We start from the raw sequence: 19,506 nt of genomic DNA, 5'->3' as shown, positions 1-19,506 counted from the left end.
GAATTCAAAGTTAATCTTTCAGGTCGCCGTGTTAATCACAAACAACACGGTCAGTCCTCCCCCTCGGGAGAGGGAACTGATTGGGGGATGCTCGGGATCTACGCCGACGTGAGAGATCGCGTTGAATGCAAATTTGAATTCAACTTGATCTGCCGGTTGCCACATGGACCACAAACAACGCGGTCAGTCCCCTCTCCCTCTGGGAGAGGGTTAGGGTGAGGGCAAATGCACCTGACACCCCACCCGCATCAGTCACACCACAAACCCACTCACCGCGGTTTGGCCAACTCCATAATCATCCGCGACAACAGATAAATCCGCGGCGCCACGCTCGCCACTTCGGCGTATTCCTCCGGCGTGTGAATATTGCCGCCAACAATCCCGAAACCATCCAGCGTCGGCGTGCCAACCCCGGCGGACAAACTCGCATCCGCCGCGCCGCCACTGCCCTCCTCGGTCAACTTGCGGCCAATTTCGCCGTAAATCCCCTGGGCCACGGCCATCAGACGATCCGACTCCGGCGTCTGCGGCATCGGTGGCAAGCCGCGCTGCAAGGAAGTCTTCACTTCCGTCTCAGCAATCAGCTTGTCCTGCGACACCCGCGCCAGATCCTTCTCGATCCGGTCAAACTCCTCAGGCACCGCCGCGCGCACGTCAGCCTTGGCCGTGGCTTGATCGGGAATCACGTTGGTGCGGTCGCCGGCCTTGAGCACAGTGAAGTTGATGGTGGTTTTCTTCGCCTCATCGCCAAGTTTGCCCAGTTGCAGAATCTGGTGCGCGGCCTCCATCGCGGCGTTGCGCCCCAGTTCCGGCGCGACACCGGCGTGCGCGGCTTTGCCCTTGACCTCGACCAGCGCCGTCGCGCTGCCCTTGCGCCATACCACCAAGCCATCGGCCGGGCGGCCCGGCTCAAGGTTGAGGGTCACGTCGTGCTGTTTGGCGGTTTTCTTGATCAGGTCAGTGGCGACGTCCGAACCGGTTTCCTCGCTGGCGTCGAGCAGGAAGGTGATTTGCGCGTAGTCCTTGAAGTCGAGGTTTTTCAGGACTTTCAGCGCATAGATGCCGGCGACGATGCCGCCCTTGTCATCCATCACCCCCGGCCCGTAAGCACGGCCGTCCTTGATGTGGAACGGCCGCTCGGCCGCCGAACCTTCCTTGAACACCGTGTCCATGTGCGCCATCAGCAGGATTTTTGCCTTGCCAGTGCCTTTCAGCGTCGCCAGTACATGGTTGGATTTTTCCGGCGTGTTCGGTACCAGTTCGATGGTGGCGCCGAGTTTTTTCAGTTCATCGATAGCGATGTCGCTGACTTGCTTGAGGCCCGGTTCATAGCCGGAACCAGAGTCGATATTGACCAGCCGCTCCAGCAATTTCAGCGCTTCTGGCTGGTACTGCTCGGCATCAGCGAGTACTTGTTTGTGCGGCTCGGCAAACGCGTGGGCAGCGGAGAAGGCGAGAGACAGGCCGAGGCTGGCGGCCAGCAGGGAGCGAGAAAATGAGCACGTCATGAAGCGATCCTTGTTTCGCGTCGGGGGGATTTAACCGTACCCGACATCGGCGCGAGGCTCTACACCGAATGCGACACTGATCTAACCGACAACACACAAACCCCTGTGGGAGCGAGCCTGCTCGCGAAGGCGTCGTGTCAGGCGATATCAATATTGACTGACCCAGCGCTTTCGCGAGCAGGCTCGCTCCCACAAGGGATTTGTGGTGATGCGGATCAAACCGAATCCAGCAACGTCCGCCGGGGCTTGCCATCACAATTGCAGATCACCCGATTACGCCCGCCTGCCTTGGCTTCATACAACGCCTGATCGGCATCATTGAGCCAGCGCGTCGCGTCAGCATGCGCCGGGTCGTACGCCGCCAGGCCGATACTCAAACTGACCTTCAACGCCGGATTCTGCTCATACCCCAGAATCGCAAAACGCTCACGCAACGACTCCATCGCCTGCGCGGCATTGAACAGCGGCAGATCCGGCAAAATCACGCAGAACTCATCACCGCCATAACGCCCGGCAACGTCTGTCGCCCGCAGGTTTTGTTTAAGTAATTTGCTCAACTGGCGCAACACGATGTCGCCGGCAACATGGCCGTAGGTATCGTTGATGGCCTTGAAGTGATCGATGTCGATCAACGCAATCGCCGCCCCCTGTTTCTGCCGTTTGCAGCGCTGAAAAGCGATCTCCAGTTGATCTTTCCAGGCGCCATGATTGAGCAACCCGGTGAGGCTGTCGGTGCGGCTCAAGGCGAGCAATTCGCGTTTATGCCGGCCAAGGGTGTAGGCCTGGCGAAAGCAGATCCAGCCCAGCGCCAACGGGTACAGCAGCAGTAACGGGAAACAGGCGTACATTTGCGCAGGCGTGGTCTGCGGAACGAAGGCCGGAGCAAATACCACCAGCCCGACGCCAACCCCGAGCAACTGCGCAGCAGAGCCTGCCAATAGAAAACGTGAACCGCCGATAGCGACGTTGTTCATCGCCATCATCGAAATGGTCGTGGCCGTGGGCAGCGGATTGAAATGCATGGCGGCAAGCCAAAAGCCGCCGAAAAAGGCGTCGATCAACAGATTGCGGTGTTCAGCGTGGTAAGGAACCCGGGCGCGGCGCGCCCATTGAAACGCCAGATGCGGCCAGACCAAGCCGTTGAAGAACATCAGCGCCCAGACCCACAGCGGCGGATCGAGCGAGTACATCGCCACGCTCACGCACACGAGCCCCAGAATCAACCCGAGGATGCGCGATGTATAAAGCCTCCTGGCCAATGAAAGTCCCTTTCCTCCGGTATTTCCCATAAGGACCTCGATCACGCACACCGCAGGACGGATGTGCTGGAAGTCTAACAGGGCGACGTTAAATAGCCATCACCGGCCAGCGGGCTGAATAGAGCGACATCAGGGCCGCGCACAGTGCAAATATTTGGCTATACATGAAAGGAGCAAAATGGAAAAACAACTATAAGAAGGAGGCCCATGCACACCTATCACGTGTTGATCATCGGCAGCGGTTTTGGCGGTCAATGTGCTGCGGTCAACCTGCTCAAAGGCGGGATCGACGATTTTCGCCTGCTGGAGCGACGGGATTTCTTTGGCGGCACCTGGTGCCAGAACACCTACCCCGGCGCGGCGGTTGACGTGCCGTCGCCGCTGTATTCGCTGTCGTTCGCGCCGTACCGCTGGTCGCAGATGTTCGCCGGGCAGGCCGAACTGCAGCGCTACACCGAACATGTCATCGAGGAATTCGGTTTGCGCGAACGCGTTGAGCTGGAGGCCAATGTCGAGCGCGTCGAATGGGACGACATGGAAAAACGCTGGGCCGTGCATACCGCCAGCAAAGGCACCTTTTATGCGCAGTTCCTGATCAATGCCACCGGACCATTGAGCCAACCGGTCATCCCACACTTTCCCGGCGAGGAGCGCTTTCAAGGCAAGACTTTTCATACGAACAATTGGGATCACAGCTACGACTACCGGGGTAAACGCGTGGCGATTGTCGGCAGCGGCGCCAGTGCGGTGCAGGTGATTCCGGTGATTGCGCCGCAGGTCGAGCAACTGCACGTGTTTCAACGCACGCCGCATTGGGTGTTGCCCCGCGCCGATCGCCAGTTCGGGCCGCTGCAACGCTGGCTGCTCGGCCGCAAACCCGCCTACAAGCTGTTGCGCTGGCTGATTTACTGGCAATTCGAAACCCGGGTCATCGCCTTCAAATACTCGAAAGCGGCGATTCACATGGTCCAGCAGCACGCCCTGCGTTTTCTCAAACGCCAGGTGCCGGACCCGGTACTGCAAGAAAAACTCACCCCGGATTTCACCATCGGCTGCAAACGGGTGCTGGTGTCCAGCACCTATTACCCGGCGCTGAGCCGTCCCAACGTGACCTTGCATACCCGCGAACAAGGCATCGCTTCCATCGACGAAACCGGCATCAACACCGAGGACGGTCAGCACATCAATGTTGATCTGATCGTCTGGTCGACCGGTTACGACGCCACCGACGGGGTGATTTCCTATCCGGTCAGCGGAAAAAACGCCGTGCAACTCAGAGAGGTCTGGGCGCAATACCCGCGCGCCTATCTGGGCACCAGCCTGCCGGACTTCCCCAACCTGTTTATCGTCACCGGGCCCAACACCGGCATTGGGCACACCTCGGCGCTGTTCATCATCGAATCGCAGATGAACTACATCCTCGACTGCATTCGCACCGTGCAGGCCAAAGGCCTGCGCAGCATCGAAGTGCGCCCCGAAGCGGAACGTACCTACACTGAGATGATTCATCGGGAGATGGAACGCACGGTCTGGAAGTCCGGCGGCTGCCACAGTTGGTATCAAAGCAAGAGCGGTCATGTGATCGCGATGTTTCCCGGCTTCAGTTTCAGCTATCACCGCTTGACCCGGGCGCTGAAACCGGCCGACCACATTCTGTCCTGAACACGTAAAAGGAAGACGTCGATGCTTTTGCTGTTTGTCGCCCTCGCGGTTTTCGTGGCCTGGAGCTGGTTGAGTTATCCGGCGGTCGGTCATTGGCTGTACGACCTGAACATGGCCATCGAGGCCAAGTTGTACAAATTGCACAAGATCGAAGTGCCGATCGCCGAGATGACCGTCTCGACCTGGCAAGGAGGGCCGTACGAAGCGGCCAGCGCGATTCTGATGCTGCATGGCTACAGCGCCGACAAGAACCTGTGGCTGCGCTTTTCCCGGCACTTTGTGCGCCAGTATCGGGTGATCATCCCGGACCTCGCCGGCCACGGTGAAACCGGCTTCAAGGCGGGCGGCGGCTACGACATTCCCTTGCAGGCCAAGCGCATGATCCAGTTGCTCGACGTCTGCGGCGTGGAGAAAGTCCATGTGATCGGCAACTCGATGGGCGGCTACATTGCCGCGTGGCTGGCGGCGACTTATCCCGACCGCATCGCTTCGGTGGCATTGATCGACCCGGCGGGCGTCACCGCACCGGAGGCCAGCGACATGGAGCGGCATCTGGCGCGCGGGCATAACCCGTTTCTGATCAATTCCCGGGAGGAGTTTCGCCAGTTTTACGCGATGACCATGGAATCGCCGCCGTGGGTGCCGAACCTGGTGCTGGACGCCATCGCCCAGCGTTACGAACAACAACGCGATGAACTGGAAGAGATCTTCCGCGATTTTCGCGCCAGCCCGCCGATGGAGCCGAAACTCGCCGACATCAAATGCCCGGCGCTGTTGCTCTGGGGGCGCAAGGATCGGCTGATCGACGTCAGCAGCGTGCCGGTGTGGAGCAAGGGCATCGCCAATCTGCGCGTGGATGTCTGGGATCATGTCGGGCACATGCCGATGGTCGAACAGCCGGGGAATACGGCGCGGCTGTATCGCGAATTTCTGGGAAGCCAAAGATGACAATGCACCCAGCCCCTGATCGTTCCCACGCTCTGCGTGGTAATGCCTCAAGGGACGCTCCGCGTCCAGTGACGCGGAGCGTCACGGGCTGCATTCCCACGCAGAGCGTGGGAACGATCAGCAAGGGGTAAGCCTGAGATGAACATTCTTTATGACGAACGCCTCGACGGTCCGTTGCCGCAGGTGAACAAGGCTGAGTTGCTCAAGGCCATGCAGCAAGCGCTGCCTGATCTCGACATTTTGTGGCGCGAGGAAGAACTCAAACCCTACGAATGCGACGGCCTCTCCGCTTACCGCACCACGCCGATGCTGGTCGCCCTGCCCCGTCGACTCGAGCAAGTGCAAACCCTGCTCAAACTCTGCCATCAGAAGAACGTCCCGGTGGTTGCCCGTGGTGCCGGCACCGGATTGTCCGGCGGCGCCTTGCCGCTGGAACAGGGCCTGCTGCTGGTAATGGCGCGCTTCAATAATATTCTGCACATCGACCCCGCCGCCCGTACCGCGCGGGTTCAGCCGGGGGTGCGCAATCTGGCGATCTCTCAGGCAGCGGCGCCCTTCGGCCTGTATTACGCGCCGGATCCATCGTCGCAGATCGCCTGCTCGATCGGCGGCAACGTCGCCGAAAACGCTGGCGGCGTGCATTGCCTCAAGTACGGCCTGACCGTGCACAACCTGCTGAAAATCGAAGTGCTGACCATCGAAGGCGAACGCCTGACCCTCGGTTCGGATGCCCTCGACTCAGCAGGTTTCGATTTGCTCGCGTTGTTCACCGGTTCCGAAGGTTTGCTGGGGATCATCACCGAAGTCACGGTCAAACTGCTGCCCAAACCGCAGGTCGCGAAAGTCCTGCTGGCCAGTTTCGATTCCGTGGAAAAGGCTGGTCGCGCGGTCGCCGAAATCATCGCGGCGGGGATCATTCCCGGCGGTCTGGAGATGATGGACAACCTCGCCATTCGCGCCGCTGAAGACTTCATTCACGCCGGTTACCCGGTCGATGCCGAGGCGATTCTGCTATGCGAACTCGATGGCGTCGAAGCCGATGTCCACGACGATTGCCAACGGGTGCGCGAGGTCATGACCGCGGCCGGCGCCACGGAAGTGCGTCAGGCCCGCGACGAAGCCGAACGCGTGCGGTTCTGGGCCGGGCGCAAAAATGCCTTTCCGGCCATCGGCCGTTTGTCACCGGACTATTACTGCATGGACGGCACCATCCCGCGCCGCGAATTGCCCGGCGTCCTGCAAGGCATCGCCCGCCTCGGCGAAGAATACGGTTTGCGCGTGGCCAACGTGTTCCATGCTGGCGACGGCAACATGCACCCGCTGATTCTGTTCGACGCCAACCAACCCGGCGAACTGCACCGCGCCGAAGCCTTGGGCGGCAAGATCCTTGAACTGTGCGTGCAGGTCGGCGGCAGCATCACCGGCGAACACGGCGTCGGTCGCGAGAAAATCAACCAGATGTGCGCGCAGTTCAACAGTGACGAACTGAGCCTGTTTCATGCAGTAAAAGCCGCGTTCGACCCGCTAGGCCTGCTCAACCCAGGCAAGAACATTCCGACCCTGCACCGTTGCGCCGAATTCGGCGCGATGCACATTCACGCCGGGCAACTGCCATTCCCCGAACTGGAGCGCTTCTGATGGCCGATGTCGACGCCGCCAGCGCCCTGCTCGATCAGGTCAACGAGGCGCGGGCCAACGCCACGCCGCTGAAGATTCAGGGTGGCAATAGCAAAGCCTTTCTCGGCCGCGAGGTGGCCGGCGAAGTGCTCGATACCCGCGCCCACTGCGGCATCGTCCGCTACGAGCCGACTGAACTGGTGATCACGGCGCGCGCCGGCACGCCGTTGTCCGAGCTGCTGGCGGCGCTGGACGCTGCCGGGCAAATGCTGCCGTGCGAGCCGCCGGCATTCGGTGAAGGCGCCACTGTCGGCGGCATGATCGCCACGGGTTTATCCGGGCCTCGGCGGCCGTGGTCGGGCTCGGTGCGCGACTTCGTCCTTGGCACGCGGGTGATCACTGGCCTCGGGCAGCACCTGCGTTTTGGCGGCGAAGTGATGAAAAACGTCGCCGGTTACGACCTGTCGCGGCTGATGGCCGGCAGTTACGGCTGCCTCGGCGTGCTCACCGAAGTGTCGCTGAAAGTCCTGCCCAAACCGCGCCAGTGCCTGAGCATTCGCCTCGACATGGAATGCGCGCGGGCGCTGGCCAAGCTTGCCGAGTGGGGCCAGCAACCGCTGCCAATCAGTGCCGCCTGCCACGATGGTCAGAGTCTGTATCTGCGGCTTGAGGGCGGCGAAGGCTCAGTGACGGCGGCGCATCAACGACTCGGTGGTGAGCCGCTGGATTCAGGGTTCTGGCGGGATCTGAATGAGCAGCGTCTAGGGTTTTTCAACGAGGGTCTGCCGCTGTGGCGCTTGTCGTTGCCGAACAATCTCGGGCCACTGGATCTGCCCGGCGAGCAACTGATCGACTGGGCCGGTGCACAACGCTGGCTGAAATCCGACGCGGCGCACATTCATATCCTCGCTCAGGAACTCGGCGGCCATGCCACCTGCTTCAGCCACGGCGCCAGCTCTTCGCCGTTCCAGCCGCTGGCCTGGACACTGCTGCGCTATCACCGACAACTCAAGGCGCAACTCGACCCGCAAGGGCTGTTCAACCCCGGGCGCATGTACGCGGAGTTCTAGCCATGCAAACCACCCTCAGCGAACAATCGCGACAACTGCCCCGCGCCGCCGAGGCGGAAAAGATTCTGCGCACCTGCGTGCATTGCGGCTTTTGCAACGCGACCTGCCCGACCTATCAATTGCTCGGTGATGAACTCGATGGCCCGCGCGGGCGCATCTACCTGATCAAACAAGTGCTCGAAGGCGCGCCGGCAACGGCGCAGACACAACTGCATCTGGACCGCTGCCTGTCGTGCCGTAACTGCGAAACCACCTGCCCGTCGGGCGTCGACTATCACAACCTGCTCGACATCGGCCGCGCGGTGGTCGATCACGCGCTGCCACGCCCGGCGGCGCAGCGTCTGTTGCGTGAGGGCTTGCGCGCATTGGCGCCGAATCCGGGATTGTTCAAAGGCTTGCTGCGGGTGGGCACGACATTCCGGCCGCTGTTGCCGCGTTTGCTTGAAAGCAAACTGCCGCAGCACTTGCCGGTTAACGGCTCGCGCCCTGCCCCTCGCCACGCCCGTCGCGTGTTGTTGCTGGAAGGCTGCGTGCAACCGGGGTTGTCGCCAAACACCAATGACGCCACGGCGCGGGTGCTGGATCGCTTGGGCATCAGTGTCACCCCGGTGGCCGAGGCCGGGTGTTGCGGCGCGCTGGACTACCACCTCGACGCCCAGGCCAAAGGCCTCGACCGCGCCCGGCAAAATATCGATGCCTGGTGGCCGCACCTGCAAAACGGTGCCGAAGCGATTGTGCAGACCGCCAGCGGTTGCGGTGCATTCATCAAGGATTACGGGCATTTGCTGGCAGACGATCCGCTGTATGCGACCAAGGCACAGGAAATCAGCGAGCGGACGGTGGATCTGGTGCAGATACTCGCGCAGGAACCGCTCGAACAGATCTGCGCCGCCACTGAACGGCGGATTGCCGTGCATTGCCCGTGCACGTTGCAGCACGCGTTGAAACTGGGCGGCGCGGTGGAAGCCGTGCTGACCCGCCTCGGTTTCAATCTCACCGCCGTGCCCGACGGCCATTTGTGCTGCGGCTCGGCAGGCACCTATTCGCTGACGCAACCGGTGCTGGCCCGACAACTGCGCGACAACCGCCTCAACGCGCTGGAGAGCGGCCGCCCAGAGCTGATCGTCACCTCCAACGTCGGCTGTCAGAGCCATCTGGCCAGCGCCGGACGCACACGGGTGATGCACTGGATCGAACTGGTGGATCAGTCGTTGGCAGAATGAAGTTCGTAGGATTCTTCGTTTGCCCGCGTGCGAGAAGGCTGCGATCTTTTCCCTCATCCATTCCGTGACCGTGGCAGGAATTTTTTTCATGACCGTGCAGCCGTTCGTCAGCCCCGACCTGATCCGCCAACGCTTCTCCAAAGCGATGTCCGACATGTACCGCGAAGAAGTGCCGTTGTACGGCGCGCTGATGGAGTTGGTGGAACAGACCAACCGCGAAGTGCTTGCACGTCAGCCAGACATCGCCCGGCAACTCGACAGCACCGGCGAAATCCAACGGTTGGACATGGAGCGTCATGGCGCCATCCGCGTTGGCACTGCGACGGAACTGGCGACCCTCGCCCGCCTGTTTGCGGTAATGGGCATGCAGCCGGTGGGTTATTACGACCTGACCCCGGCGGGCGTGCCGGTACACTCCACAGCGTTTCGCGCGGTGCATGAAGAGGCGCTGCAAGTCAGCCCGTTTCGGGTGTTTACGTCGCTGTTGCGCCTCGAGTTGATTGAGGATGCGCAACTACGCACCTTTGCCGAATCAGTGCTGGCCCAGCGTTCGATCTTTACCTCGGAGGCGTTGCGTCTGATCGCGCAGGCTGAAAACGCGGGTGGACTGAATGAAAGCGAGGCCGAGGTATTCGTGCTGCAGGCACTGGAAACTTTTCGCTGGCATCACAGCGCCACGGTTACCGCTGCGCAATATCAGACGTTGAGCGCGCAACATCGCTTGATCGCCGACGTCGTGGCGTTCAAAGGCCCGCACATCAATCACCTGACGCCGCGCACGCTGGACATCGACCGCGTGCAGGAGCAAATGCCAGCCCATGGCATCACCCCGAAAGCCGTGATCGAAGGCCCGCCGCGCCGGCAATGCCCGATCCTCTTGCGCCAGACCAGTTTCAAGGCGCTGGACGAGCCGATCGCCTTCACCGATCAAGACCAAACTCGTGGTAGCCACAGCGCGCGTTTCGGCGAAATCGAACAACGCGGCGCGGCACTCACGCCCAAAGGCCGGGCGCTGTATGACCGTTTGCTGAATGCCGCACGCGATGAACTCGGCGACTTCCCCAACGAAGCCAACGCCGCACGCTACAACGCGCTGATGGCGCAGCACTTTGGCGAATTTCCTGACAGTGTCGAGGGTATGCGTGAACAAGAGTTGGCGTACTTTCGCTATTTCGCCACGGAAAAAGGGCTGGCAGCTGGAGGGCTTGGGCAGTCGTCTCTGGAGGATTTGTTGCGCGATGGTTATGTGAAAGCGGAACCGTTGGTGTACGAAGATTTCCTGCCGGTGAGTGCGGCAGGGATTTTTCAGTCGAACCTTGGCGACGCGGCGCAGGCGCATTATGGCGAGCATTCCAATCGGCAGGCTTTTGAGCAGGCGTTGGGTCGCGCAACCATTGATGAGTTGGGGTTGTATGCGGCGACGCAGCAGCGTTCGATCGATGAGTGTCTGACCCATTTTGCGCGTTGAAAAATCAAAAGATCGCAGCCTTCGGCAGCCACTCCGACCAAATGATGGCGTGTAGCCATTGTGCGCAAGAAGTTGCGCACTTGTTTTGTAAAAAAGCCTGATAAAACCGCTGAGAGCCACGTCGCACAAGGCCTGCAGCCAAGTGCGCAAGAAGTTGCGCAGTACTGCGCAACTTCTTGCGCACTTTTGCATTGGGCGAGCGCTTTTTTTCGTACAAGCAGCTGAAAAATCAGACAAACACCCCGGCCCGCATGGCCCGCACAATTGTTGGCACGCTCCTTGATAACAGTCAGGCACCCACCGGGCGATTTCGCCTCCCGGGCACCTTAAATTATTCCGCAAGGAGAGCACCCCATGGCAACACCAGCGTACATGTCGGTTACCGGCGAAAAACAAGGCCTGATCACTGCAGGCGCTTTCACCGCTGACTCCGTAGGCAACACCTACCAGGAAGGCCACGAAGACCAGGTTATGGTTCAGGCTTTCAGCCACGACGTGATCATCCCGCGTGACCCACAATCCGGTCAGCCAACCGGTCAGCGCGTTCACAAGCCAGTTGTGATCACCAAGGTCTACGACAAGGCTTCGCCTCTGCTGCAAGCCGCTCTGACCTCCGGCGAGCGCATGAGCGAAATCGTTATCCAGTGGTTCCGTACTTCTGCTCAAGGCACCCAAGAGCACTACTACACCACCAAACTGGAAGACGCGATCATCGTCGCCATCAACAACAAAATGCACAACTGCCAGGATCCAGGCAACTCGCACTTCACCCACCTGGAAGAAGTGCAGTTCACCTACCGCAAAATCACCTGGACCCACGAAGTATCCGGTACTTCGGGTTCCGATGACTGGCGTGCTCCAGTCGTTTAATTACGGCTGATCGTTACAAGCATCGGCCAGCTCTGCTGGTCGATGTTGTTTTCGCCCTCCAGAATTTCGCGTAAGTTGAGCCGTTTTGCGGTCGTCAACGTACGCCGCTGTACAGCACGAGGAACAAGGGATGTTCGCGCCGGCCAATGAAACCCACTTTGCCCTGACCATCGAAGGTCTTTCTGCTGACTTTCAGGTATTCACCCTGCAAGGTCGCGAAGCCATCAGCCAGCCTTTTGTCTTTGAGGTGGAGTTGGTCAGTGAGCATCCGTCGCTGGACCTCGAAACCCTGCTGCACAAACCGGCCTTCCTGCAACTGTCGCCCGACGGCAGCGGCATCCACGGCCAGATCTACCGCGCCGCGCAAGGCGATTCCGGCAAACGCCTGACCCGTTATTCGGTGACCCTGCGTCCGCAACTGTCCTACCTGGCGCATCGCGTCAACCAGCGCATCTTCCAGAACCTCAGCGTGCCGAAAATCATCGGCAAGGTTCTCGAGGAGCACGGTATTCAAAGCAACGCCTACGAATTCAAGATCGGTTCGATCTATCCCGAGCGCATTTACTGTGTGCAATACGATGAATCGGACCTGCATTTCATCCAGCGCCTGTGCGAGGAAGAAGGTATCCATTACCACTTCGAGCACACGGCGACGGCGCACAAACTGGTGTTCGGCGATGACCAGACGGTGTTCCCGAAACTCAAGCCTGTGGCCTATCAGCAAGACTCCGGCATGGTCGCCAGCGACCCGGTGATCAAGCGTTTCGACCTGCGCCTGGAAACCCGCACCAGCCGCACCACCCGCCGCGATTACGACTTCGAGAAACCGCGCCTCACCCTCGAAAGCGAAAACCGTGGCGACGCCCTGCCCGACCTTGAGGACTACGATTACCCAGGCCGCTTCATCGACCGCGAGCGCGGCAAACACCTGGCCAAACGCGCCCTCGAACGCCATCGCAGCGACTTCCAGCTTGCCGAAGGCAAGAGCGATCAGCCGCTGCTGGTCAGCGGCCACTTCCTCGCCCTGACCGCGCACCCGAAAGCCAAATGGAACGACCTCTGGCTGCTGACCGAAGTCCTGCACGAAGGCAAGCAGCCGCAAGTCCTCGAAGAATCGGTGACCAGCGACACCACTGCGCTGAAAGACGATTTCCACCAGGGCTACCGCAACCGCTTCCAGGCCACGCCGTGGGACGTGCCCAACCGCCCGCCCCTGCGCCACCCGAAACCGCGCATCCTCGGCAGCCAGAGCGCCGTGGTCACCGGCCCGAAAGGTGAAGAGATCCACTGCGACGAGTACGGCCGCGTCAAAGTGCAATTCCACTGGGACCGCGAAGGCCAGGCCGATGACAAAACCAGCTGCTGGCTGCGCGTCTCCAGCGCCTGGGCCGGCGCCCAGTACGGCGGCATCGCCATCCCGCGTATCGGCATGGAAGTGCTGGTCACCTTCCTTGAAGGCGACCCCGATCAACCGCTGATCAGCGGCTGCCTGTACCACAAGGAAAACACCGTCCCGTATGAACTGCCGGCGAACAAGACCCGCAGCACCTTCAAGACCCTCAGCTCCATGGGCGGTGGCGGCTACAACGAACTGCGCATCGAAGACAAAAAAGGTCAGGAGCAGATCTACTTGCACGCCCAGCGCGACTGGGACGAAAACATCGAGCACGACCAGAAAATCCGCGTCGGCAACGAACGCCACGACACCGTCGAAAAGAATAGCTACAGCGAGTTCAAGGCCGAAGAACACCACACCGTCTACGCCGACCGCAAAGTCGAAACCCGCGCCAACGACCACCTGACCGTCGGCGTCAACCAGCACATCAAGATCGGCACCGGCCAGTTCATCGACGCAGGGCAAGAAATCCACCTCAGCAGCGGCATGAAAGTGGTGATGGAAGCCGGCAGCGAGCTGACCCTGATCGGCGGCGGCAGCTTCATCAAGATCGACGCCGGCGGCGTGACCATGAGTGGGCCGGTGATCAACATGAACTCCGGGGGTAGCCCGGGGAGTGGCACGGGGGCGGCGCCGTTGTTGCCGGGGCCGTTGAAGCAGGCGGATACGGATAAAGCCGGGCAATTGCTGGTGCCAGCGCAGCGGCAGGCGTTGATGCAGAAGAAGCCGATTTGTGCGGTGTGCGAGAAAGCCAAATTGGAGGCACAGAATGCTTAAGTCGGAATTTCCATTGGAAAACGGCCTCCCCCAAGGCCTTCCATGGAATGGCACGGTAGGTTTACTGCTTGATGGCGTCAGCGTTGAGAAGCTTCCGCAGCACCTGTATCAGTGGACGGAAAACCCTGAGTTCGAGCCGCTTTATCTTGGGACTCGTTGGGCAGAGTTGGGCGATATCTCCCCATGCCTCGTGCAAATAAAAGCACAGAACAATCCGGTCCTGACCCGGTTCCTGAACGCATCGCGTCAGGAATGGGGGCACTTGGTGTTTAGCGATCAATCATGGGATCAACTGGTCGCACACTTTCGCTGGCTCACCAGCGTCATGCACCCACTCGGTGAGGAAGTGTTGTTGCGAATCGCGGACCCGGCCGTAACCCACGCACTGCTCGCTCACGCAGAAACCATCAAGGATCCGACCCTATTCGGCCCGTGCAAACAAATCGTTACTGCCGATGCAGCACTGGATTGCTGGTACATAAACAATAGGCCGGGCAACGCTCCCGAGCCCGACCACAGCAAGCGCTATCGATTGAGCGAAGCACAACTCAGTCAACTGGACGAGGTGAACTTTCGCAATGTTGTGATGCGTCTCGATGCACACATGCAAGAATATTTCCCAAGCTATCAGGCACAGTCGACCCCACAGCAACGCTGGGAACACCTGCATGCGTTGGCTTCGACCTCCTATGATCGCGGCTTCAACACCGAACTCGATATCACCCTCTACGCCAACATTCACGGGTTCCTTGGCGATCGAGCACTGGAAGAACATCCAGACCTCGACGCCATACTCAAAACCCCGTCGGAACAAACGCCCGCTCAACGACTCGAAAGGGTCGCTGATATTGCCCAGGAACGGGCAGCAACATTGAACAGGAGCCAAGGATGACAACGCCAACATCGACTGGCAAAAGCCCGAACAACGCTGCAAAAAGCCGGGATGACGGCAAGTGTGCAATGGGCGGCTGCTCGTTGATGAAGGCAAAAATCCAGCTCATCCCACTGCGTTACGGCCTCGTTGAACGACTCGACCCGTCAAGCGCGCTGACCATGCCGTACAAAACCACTTCTCGCCCACTAGGCATTCGATTGATGCGTGACGGCTGGCTCTACGTCATCGTCGACAAGAAGCCTGAAGCCGTAATGCACGAATACCGAATCCAGAACGGCATCGTTACGCAACTGCTGTGGGAGAAAGGTGAGATCACCGCCAATAAACGCGAAAGTAATGTGGGCGAAGCCGTGTTGGTCTTCCCGCGTTTGAGCAAACTCTACGTCAACTACTCCGAGGTGCAATGGACCGCCGCGAAATGCGCGCAGGTCATCAAGCACAAGTCTGAACGTGAGTACTTCATGCAGAAGGTCGATCTCACCAATGCAGACCCTGAGAAAGGCGTAGCTAATCTACTGACGCCAAGTCAGGCGGAAAAGTGGATTGCGGAGGTTTCGGAGCAGCCGAGTAAAGAGCCGTCGGTTACGGGTGCCAAACCTGAGGAAAGTCAGGACTATCTCTGGGAGCAAGCGTCGCACTTCAAGAAAACTCAGTTGGGCACACTCAAAAAGCAAGTCAAGGCAGAACATGAGCGTGACCATCTGTACTTGGTCTTACAGGATGACCTGGGCGTGTTACGCGATCTCGCTGAGCATCAGGACTTGGTCACTGGCTGGATCAGCGACTGGAGCGACGCTGAGGCCAATCAAAAGAAGTATGTGTTTGGTTGCTACATCGAATCGTTGTACACCGTAACAGGCGAAACCATTCTGAATGCCGCCCAAGGCGACCCTCGCTTTGCCAAACTCAAGGACGAAACAAGCGAAGAGCAGAGGCAATCGATCGTCGACTACGTCAACGTTAAAAATCAAACCCAGTATTCAGGCGCTGGTACGCATCGTGGGGCTATTGCAGCCTCAAAGTCGCGGATGCGTACGAATCTTGGACCTTTGTATTCCAAGTACGAAGACCTGATCGAGACCATCGAAGACAACGCGGATGAAGCGCTCAATGGCGCAAAAATGGGACAAGAAGGCATTAACGACCTGATTGACCGACCGGCTATGGAAGCCTTCCTTAAACAACAGCGAGCACAATTAAGCCGTTGGAACAAGCGTTTGGATCTGATAACTGAAGATCGAGCAAAATTAGTATGTGAAAAACGCTTCTATAAATCTGCTTGGTATTTTGACCCAAAACTTGTAACCCAACTTGAATCGGCTCTTGCTACTGAATACGCGTGCATGAAAGATATATGCCGCACCGACAAGGCTACCGAAGCGATTGCAGACCTAATAGAAAAAGAGCCGGGCTTTACAGTTCCAACCTTCTTTACTGCAAGTTTAACCGATCAGAAGGACCTGTTTGCAAAAATCGGCTCATTAATAAAATCGGCTCGGGATATACCCCTTTCAGCGAAGGACTTCCAAGGATTGCAAAAAATTAGTCGAGATTTTGTCACGCTCCTGACCCAGGATCTCGCGGCATCAATCAATCTAAGCAACGATGGTATAACTTTCGATCAAGCACGAAACACTGCTTATGAACCTGCCAAACAACTCCGCTTGGCGAATGCTCTAGAAGAAGCTATAGAAGGACTACGCAACGGCCGGGCAATAGACCCATCTAAAATTCTACGAAACATTCCCGGCTCAGCATGGATCGACGTACTAAGAACATTTGGCAAAAAAGGAATTACTCTTGAGTTTGCTTCTGCAAGCCAGCTTCATGCGTTCGAAGCTGACATGGCGAAACTCACCGAACTCCGCCAGCAGATGTCCTCGTTGAAAAACAGGATCAGAGAGACATTGGCTAACGAACGAAAAGGTCGGGCCCCCAAGGGGAGCTATCGATCTTTGGTTGCACAGCGTAAATCTGTTCAGCAATCCGTCGCCCCGTTAGAGAAAAGAATCGCGCCTGCGATGATTGCTGTTGGCGAAGGCCCGAGTAAAGCAAGTATAAAAATAAAAGGCCTAACCAGCGCCCAAGAAGCTGAAGTCCACCGAATGGCCGAAGATCATCGCTTAAACACAGGCGATAAGGTAAGAGGACTAGGAAAAGATATCTTTCAATCTGCGGGAGGCGACATCTTCGCATCCGCTGTATTTGTCGTTCAATTAATTAGCTTTGTCACTGTTTATTCAGAGTTAAGAAGAAAACCCAGCTGGGATAAAACTGATTACGTTGCATTTGGCAATGCGTTCTTCTCTGCAAGCGGAGGAGGCTTTGCGGCTGCACAGGGGATATCTGCCACCACTCTAAACGTAGTCAAAAACAACTATTCAAGTGCTGCCGGCAAAGTCCAGCTAGCCGCGCGCATTGGAAAGCTCACCGGGGGGCTGGGACTAGCTGCTTACGGGTTCGGTATGGCGGCGGCAGCCACAAGTCTGTACGGGGAAAAAGGCTCTGTCGCTCGTTGGACTGAAGCCTTGAGGTCGGGAGATAGTGCAAAGCTGGCTGGTGCCAGCATGACAATCGCGGGCGACTCTGGACAGTTCGTCGTTAACGGTTGGGCAGTTGCACGAACAGGGCAATATATGTTTGAGGCGGCTTCAAATGTTAGTCAAGCAAGAGCTGTCGCTTGGGTTACAGCTGGAGGCAAACTTCTGAGCGTTGCTGCGAGAGCCAACCTAATAGGGTTAGGCTTGACGGTGTTGCAGCTAGGTGGCGAGTGGATTTACAACCGAAACAATAAAACGAAGCTTGATAACTGGCTTCAGCAGGGCGCGTGGGGAAAGAAGAACCAAAATCGCGGATTCCAAGAAGATCGCATGCAATTGGCAGAGATCACTTCAACCCCTCAGGTCGGTCTAAGACAAATAAATAACAGGCCTACTGCAGTGATTAGCATTCCAAATATAACAATTCGAGAGCTGGATGATGTTGGATTTGGCCTTACCGCGTATTGGTCAAGCAATCTCCAGCGCAATGACTGGGAGCCTTGGACTGAACCTTTGCTATATCAACTCAATTTACTGAGTCCACCAGACGCGCCACTCCAATTGGGGTTAGAAATTTTTGCGCATGAGGCTAACGCTCAGCACGGTCTTGCCATAAAGTTGCGATACCATCCACTCCCCGGAGACCAAAAACTTCAGGAAATAATGTTTGAAACCAAGACACTTAACGTTGGAAGCGGGAAGGAATTTTCAACAACCGGGTTTCTCAGCGCACGAAATACAAATGCTCAAGCATTCATTGTGACCACCGACACGCTAACTGTGCTCGAATCATCAAAACAAGCCGGGCAAACTTAATGTCTTCAATAAATGAGCAATCCAGCGACGATCTAAATCTCAAAAAAATACGGCCCGTGGCTGGTGAGAAACGTAAGTTCGCGACAGGTGAGGCATTATTCTTCTCCCCGCTTCCGATACCAACGGGCAACGTCCCCATGGATTTGGGCGGAAGCTTTGTTGAGGTAAATGACACATTCCTCGACGTAGGCAGTAGTAATTTCGGCAAGGCTTTCCAAGCGAGGGCAATGATTGGGCTCGGGATGATGTTTATTTTTTCATGCCTGATTATTTTGCCTTTGCTTGCAGGATCTACTACCTGGGGATCCCCATTTTCCGAGTCCTTTTGGGACAGAACTGCAGGCATGTTCGATTTCGGTGTGACCTTTAGTATTTGGGGTGGAGGTATAGCTGCGCTCTTGGGTATTTACGTTATCTTGAGCACTACCAGAGCGAAGTCGCGCACCCGTCCAATTAGATTCAACCGCCAACGTCGTGAAGTCTGTTTCTTTCCCGAAGGTTCTGACCTCCCCGTCATTCAACCATGGGAAGAGATAGTATCTTGGCTTTCGATCAGTACAGGTGTTACTGGAGTAGGCGTAACAAGCGCCTATACATTTGGTATGGCGTTCGACGATTCCAGAGCTGACGTAGTGCATTTTGTGAGACAAGGCGTTATGACTCCTGCCCATGCCTTGGGTAAGTGGGAAGCCATACGGATCTATATGGAAAAAGGTCCAGAGTTCTGCCCAGGCAAGGCACCCTACGAGGGTCGCCACACCTTTGATAAAAAACGACAAGACATGCACGAGGAATACCAGCACAACGAACGTTCCGCTTTAGGAGTTAGTTGGTGGTACCTGACACATTTGATCACTTGGTGGCGTTTTCCGTATTGGGTAGCAGAATGGGACCATCGTTTCGGCATGAAATCTCTACCTGAATCCATTGCTGAGTGGTCTAAACCTCTTCCGCCTGAACAATGGGGCAAGCCAAGCCCGGCGCTTAAAGAGCAAAGCGCGAAAATCGAAAAAGCCTTTGCTCAAGGACAGGATTTTATGACGTACTTCAAGGCAAACCTAAACGAAAGCAAGGCATAGGAATTAACAAATAGCTGAGCTATATAGTTGCCAAAAATCAGGTGGTCCGACAACCGTTACATCGAGTCTGAGCTTTTACAAAACTGGAAGACGCGATCATCGTCGCCATCAACAACAAAATGCACAACTGCCAGGATCCAGGCAACTCGCACTTCACCCACCTGGAAGAAGTGCAGTTCACCTACCGCAAAATCACCTGGACCCACGAAGTATCCGGTACTTCGGGTTCCGATGACTGGCGTGCTCCAGTCGTTTAATTACGGCTGATCGTTACAAGCATCGGCCAGCTCTGCTGGTCGATGTTGTTTTCGCCCTCCAGAATTTCGCGTAAGTTGAGCCGTTTTGCGGTCGTCAACTCACGCCGCTGTACAGCACGAG

The 19,506-nt window shown here is 57.6% G+C and carries 13 protein-coding genes and 1 pseudogene; 12 read left to right on the top strand and 2 right to left on the bottom strand.

Annotated features, from left to right (window positions below; all coding sequences use genetic code 11):
- Nucleotides 1-269: 269 nt before the first annotated feature.
- Entirely contained in the window at nucleotides 270-1,508 is a 1,239-nt protein-coding gene (locus tag AC5SEM_RS07310) for a M20/M25/M40 family metallo-hydrolase (RefSeq protein ID WP_495472513.1), read from the bottom strand.
- A 215-nt stretch (nucleotides 1,509-1,723) separates the two neighbouring features.
- Nucleotides 1,724-2,797, bottom strand: coding sequence for a diguanylate cyclase (locus tag AC5SEM_RS07305; RefSeq protein WP_495472512.1), 1,074 nt, complete (start codon nucleotides 2,795-2,797; stop codon nucleotides 1,724-1,726).
- Nucleotides 2,798-2,974: 177 nt separating this feature from the next.
- Here AC5SEM_RS07305 and AC5SEM_RS07300 point away from each other — a divergent pair, with 177 nt between their 5' ends.
- From AC5SEM_RS07300 to AC5SEM_RS07245, 12 genes and pseudogenes are all read left to right on the top strand, one after another.
- Complete coding sequence (locus tag AC5SEM_RS07300) at nucleotides 2,975-4,429, top strand: flavin-containing monooxygenase (protein WP_495472511.1); 1,455 nt, start codon at nucleotides 2,975-2,977, stop codon at nucleotides 4,427-4,429.
- Between the two features lie 21 nt (nucleotides 4,430-4,450).
- A complete protein-coding gene (locus AC5SEM_RS07295; protein ID WP_242206552.1) occupies nucleotides 4,451-5,377 on the top strand; it encodes an alpha/beta fold hydrolase in 927 nt (308 codons plus the stop codon).
- A gap of 138 nt (nucleotides 5,378-5,515) precedes the next feature.
- Entirely contained in the window at nucleotides 5,516-7,015 is a 1,500-nt protein-coding gene (gene glcD / locus AC5SEM_RS07290; RefSeq protein ID WP_495472510.1) for a glycolate oxidase subunit GlcD, read from the top strand.
- Complete coding sequence (gene glcE, locus AC5SEM_RS07285) at nucleotides 7,015-8,064, top strand: glycolate oxidase subunit GlcE (RefSeq protein WP_212622458.1); 1,050 nt, start codon at nucleotides 7,015-7,017, stop codon at nucleotides 8,062-8,064. The genes glcD and glcE overlap by 1 nt, the downstream gene beginning before the upstream one ends.
- A gap of 2 nt (nucleotides 8,065-8,066) precedes the next feature.
- The gene (gene glcF / locus AC5SEM_RS07280; RefSeq protein ID WP_495472509.1) at nucleotides 8,067-9,287 is read left to right on the top strand and encodes a glycolate oxidase subunit GlcF; all 1,221 of its coding nucleotides are present in this window, start codon (nucleotides 8,067-8,069) and stop codon (nucleotides 9,285-9,287) included.
- Between the two features lie 88 nt (nucleotides 9,288-9,375).
- On the top strand, nucleotides 9,376-10,755 hold the full coding sequence (hglS, locus tag AC5SEM_RS07275) for a 2-oxoadipate dioxygenase/decarboxylase HglS (protein ID WP_495472508.1): 1,380 nt from the start codon (nucleotides 9,376-9,378) through the stop codon (nucleotides 10,753-10,755).
- Nucleotides 10,756-11,109: 354 nt separating this feature from the next.
- Nucleotides 11,110-11,625, top strand: coding sequence for an Hcp family type VI secretion system effector (locus AC5SEM_RS07270; protein ID WP_007919523.1), 516 nt, complete (start codon nucleotides 11,110-11,112; stop codon nucleotides 11,623-11,625).
- A gap of 130 nt (nucleotides 11,626-11,755) precedes the next feature.
- Nucleotides 11,756-13,798, top strand: a complete 2,043-nt coding sequence (locus AC5SEM_RS07265) for a type VI secretion system Vgr family protein (protein WP_495472507.1) — start codon at nucleotides 11,756-11,758, stop codon at nucleotides 13,796-13,798.
- On the top strand, nucleotides 13,791-14,690 hold the full coding sequence (locus AC5SEM_RS07260; protein WP_495472506.1) for a DUF4123 domain-containing protein: 900 nt from the start codon (nucleotides 13,791-13,793) through the stop codon (nucleotides 14,688-14,690). The genes AC5SEM_RS07265 and AC5SEM_RS07260 overlap by 8 nt, the downstream gene beginning before the upstream one ends.
- On the top strand, nucleotides 14,687-18,049 hold the full coding sequence (locus AC5SEM_RS07255) for a toxin VasX (RefSeq protein ID WP_495472505.1): 3,363 nt from the start codon (nucleotides 14,687-14,689) through the stop codon (nucleotides 18,047-18,049). Before AC5SEM_RS07260 ends, AC5SEM_RS07255 begins: the two co-directional genes overlap by 4 nt.
- Complete coding sequence (locus tag AC5SEM_RS07250) at nucleotides 18,049-19,128, top strand: DUF6708 domain-containing protein (protein WP_495472504.1); 1,080 nt, start codon at nucleotides 18,049-18,051, stop codon at nucleotides 19,126-19,128. The genes AC5SEM_RS07255 and AC5SEM_RS07250 overlap by 1 nt, the downstream gene beginning before the upstream one ends.
- A gap of 77 nt (nucleotides 19,129-19,205) precedes the next feature.
- Nucleotides 19,206-19,385: pseudogene (locus tag AC5SEM_RS07245) on the top strand (type VI secretion system tube protein Hcp); the annotation flags it as partial.
- Nucleotides 19,386-19,506 lie beyond the last annotated feature (121 nt).

This window comes from Pseudomonas sp. CH61 (assembly GCF_059429415.1).
This window is presented reverse-complemented; position numbering and strand designations above follow the sequence as displayed.

Excerpts from the sequence above, each read along its gene's own strand:
- AC5SEM_RS07270 (WP_007919523.1), top strand. The coding sequence starts at position 11,110 with ATGGCAACACCAGCGTACATGTCGGTTACCGGCGAAAAACAAGGCCTG.
- AC5SEM_RS07250 (WP_495472504.1), top strand. The coding sequence starts at position 18,049 with ATGTCTTCAATAAATGAGCAATCCAGCGACGATCTAAATCTCAAAAAA.
- glcD (WP_495472510.1), top strand. The coding sequence starts at position 5,516 with ATGAACATTCTTTATGACGAACGCCTCGACGGTCCGTTGCCGCAGGTG.
- glcF (WP_495472509.1), top strand. The coding sequence starts at position 8,067 with ATGCAAACCACCCTCAGCGAACAATCGCGACAACTGCCCCGCGCCGCC.
- AC5SEM_RS07265 (WP_495472507.1), top strand. The coding sequence starts at position 11,756 with ATGTTCGCGCCGGCCAATGAAACCCACTTTGCCCTGACCATCGAAGGT.
- glcE (WP_212622458.1), top strand. The coding sequence starts at position 7,015 with ATGGCCGATGTCGACGCCGCCAGCGCCCTGCTCGATCAGGTCAACGAG.
- AC5SEM_RS07310 (WP_495472513.1), bottom strand. The coding sequence starts at position 1,508 with ATGACGTGCTCATTTTCTCGCTCCCTGCTGGCCGCCAGCCTCGGCCTG.
- AC5SEM_RS07300 (WP_495472511.1), top strand. The coding sequence starts at position 2,975 with ATGCACACCTATCACGTGTTGATCATCGGCAGCGGTTTTGGCGGTCAA.
- AC5SEM_RS07295 (WP_242206552.1), top strand. The coding sequence starts at position 4,451 with ATGCTTTTGCTGTTTGTCGCCCTCGCGGTTTTCGTGGCCTGGAGCTGG.
- AC5SEM_RS07305 (WP_495472512.1), bottom strand. The coding sequence starts at position 2,797 with ATGGGAAATACCGGAGGAAAGGGACTTTCATTGGCCAGGAGGCTTTAT.
- AC5SEM_RS07255 (WP_495472505.1), top strand. The coding sequence starts at position 14,687 with ATGACAACGCCAACATCGACTGGCAAAAGCCCGAACAACGCTGCAAAA.
- AC5SEM_RS07260 (WP_495472506.1), top strand. The coding sequence starts at position 13,791 with ATGCTTAAGTCGGAATTTCCATTGGAAAACGGCCTCCCCCAAGGCCTT.
- hglS (WP_495472508.1), top strand. The coding sequence starts at position 9,376 with ATGACCGTGCAGCCGTTCGTCAGCCCCGACCTGATCCGCCAACGCTTC.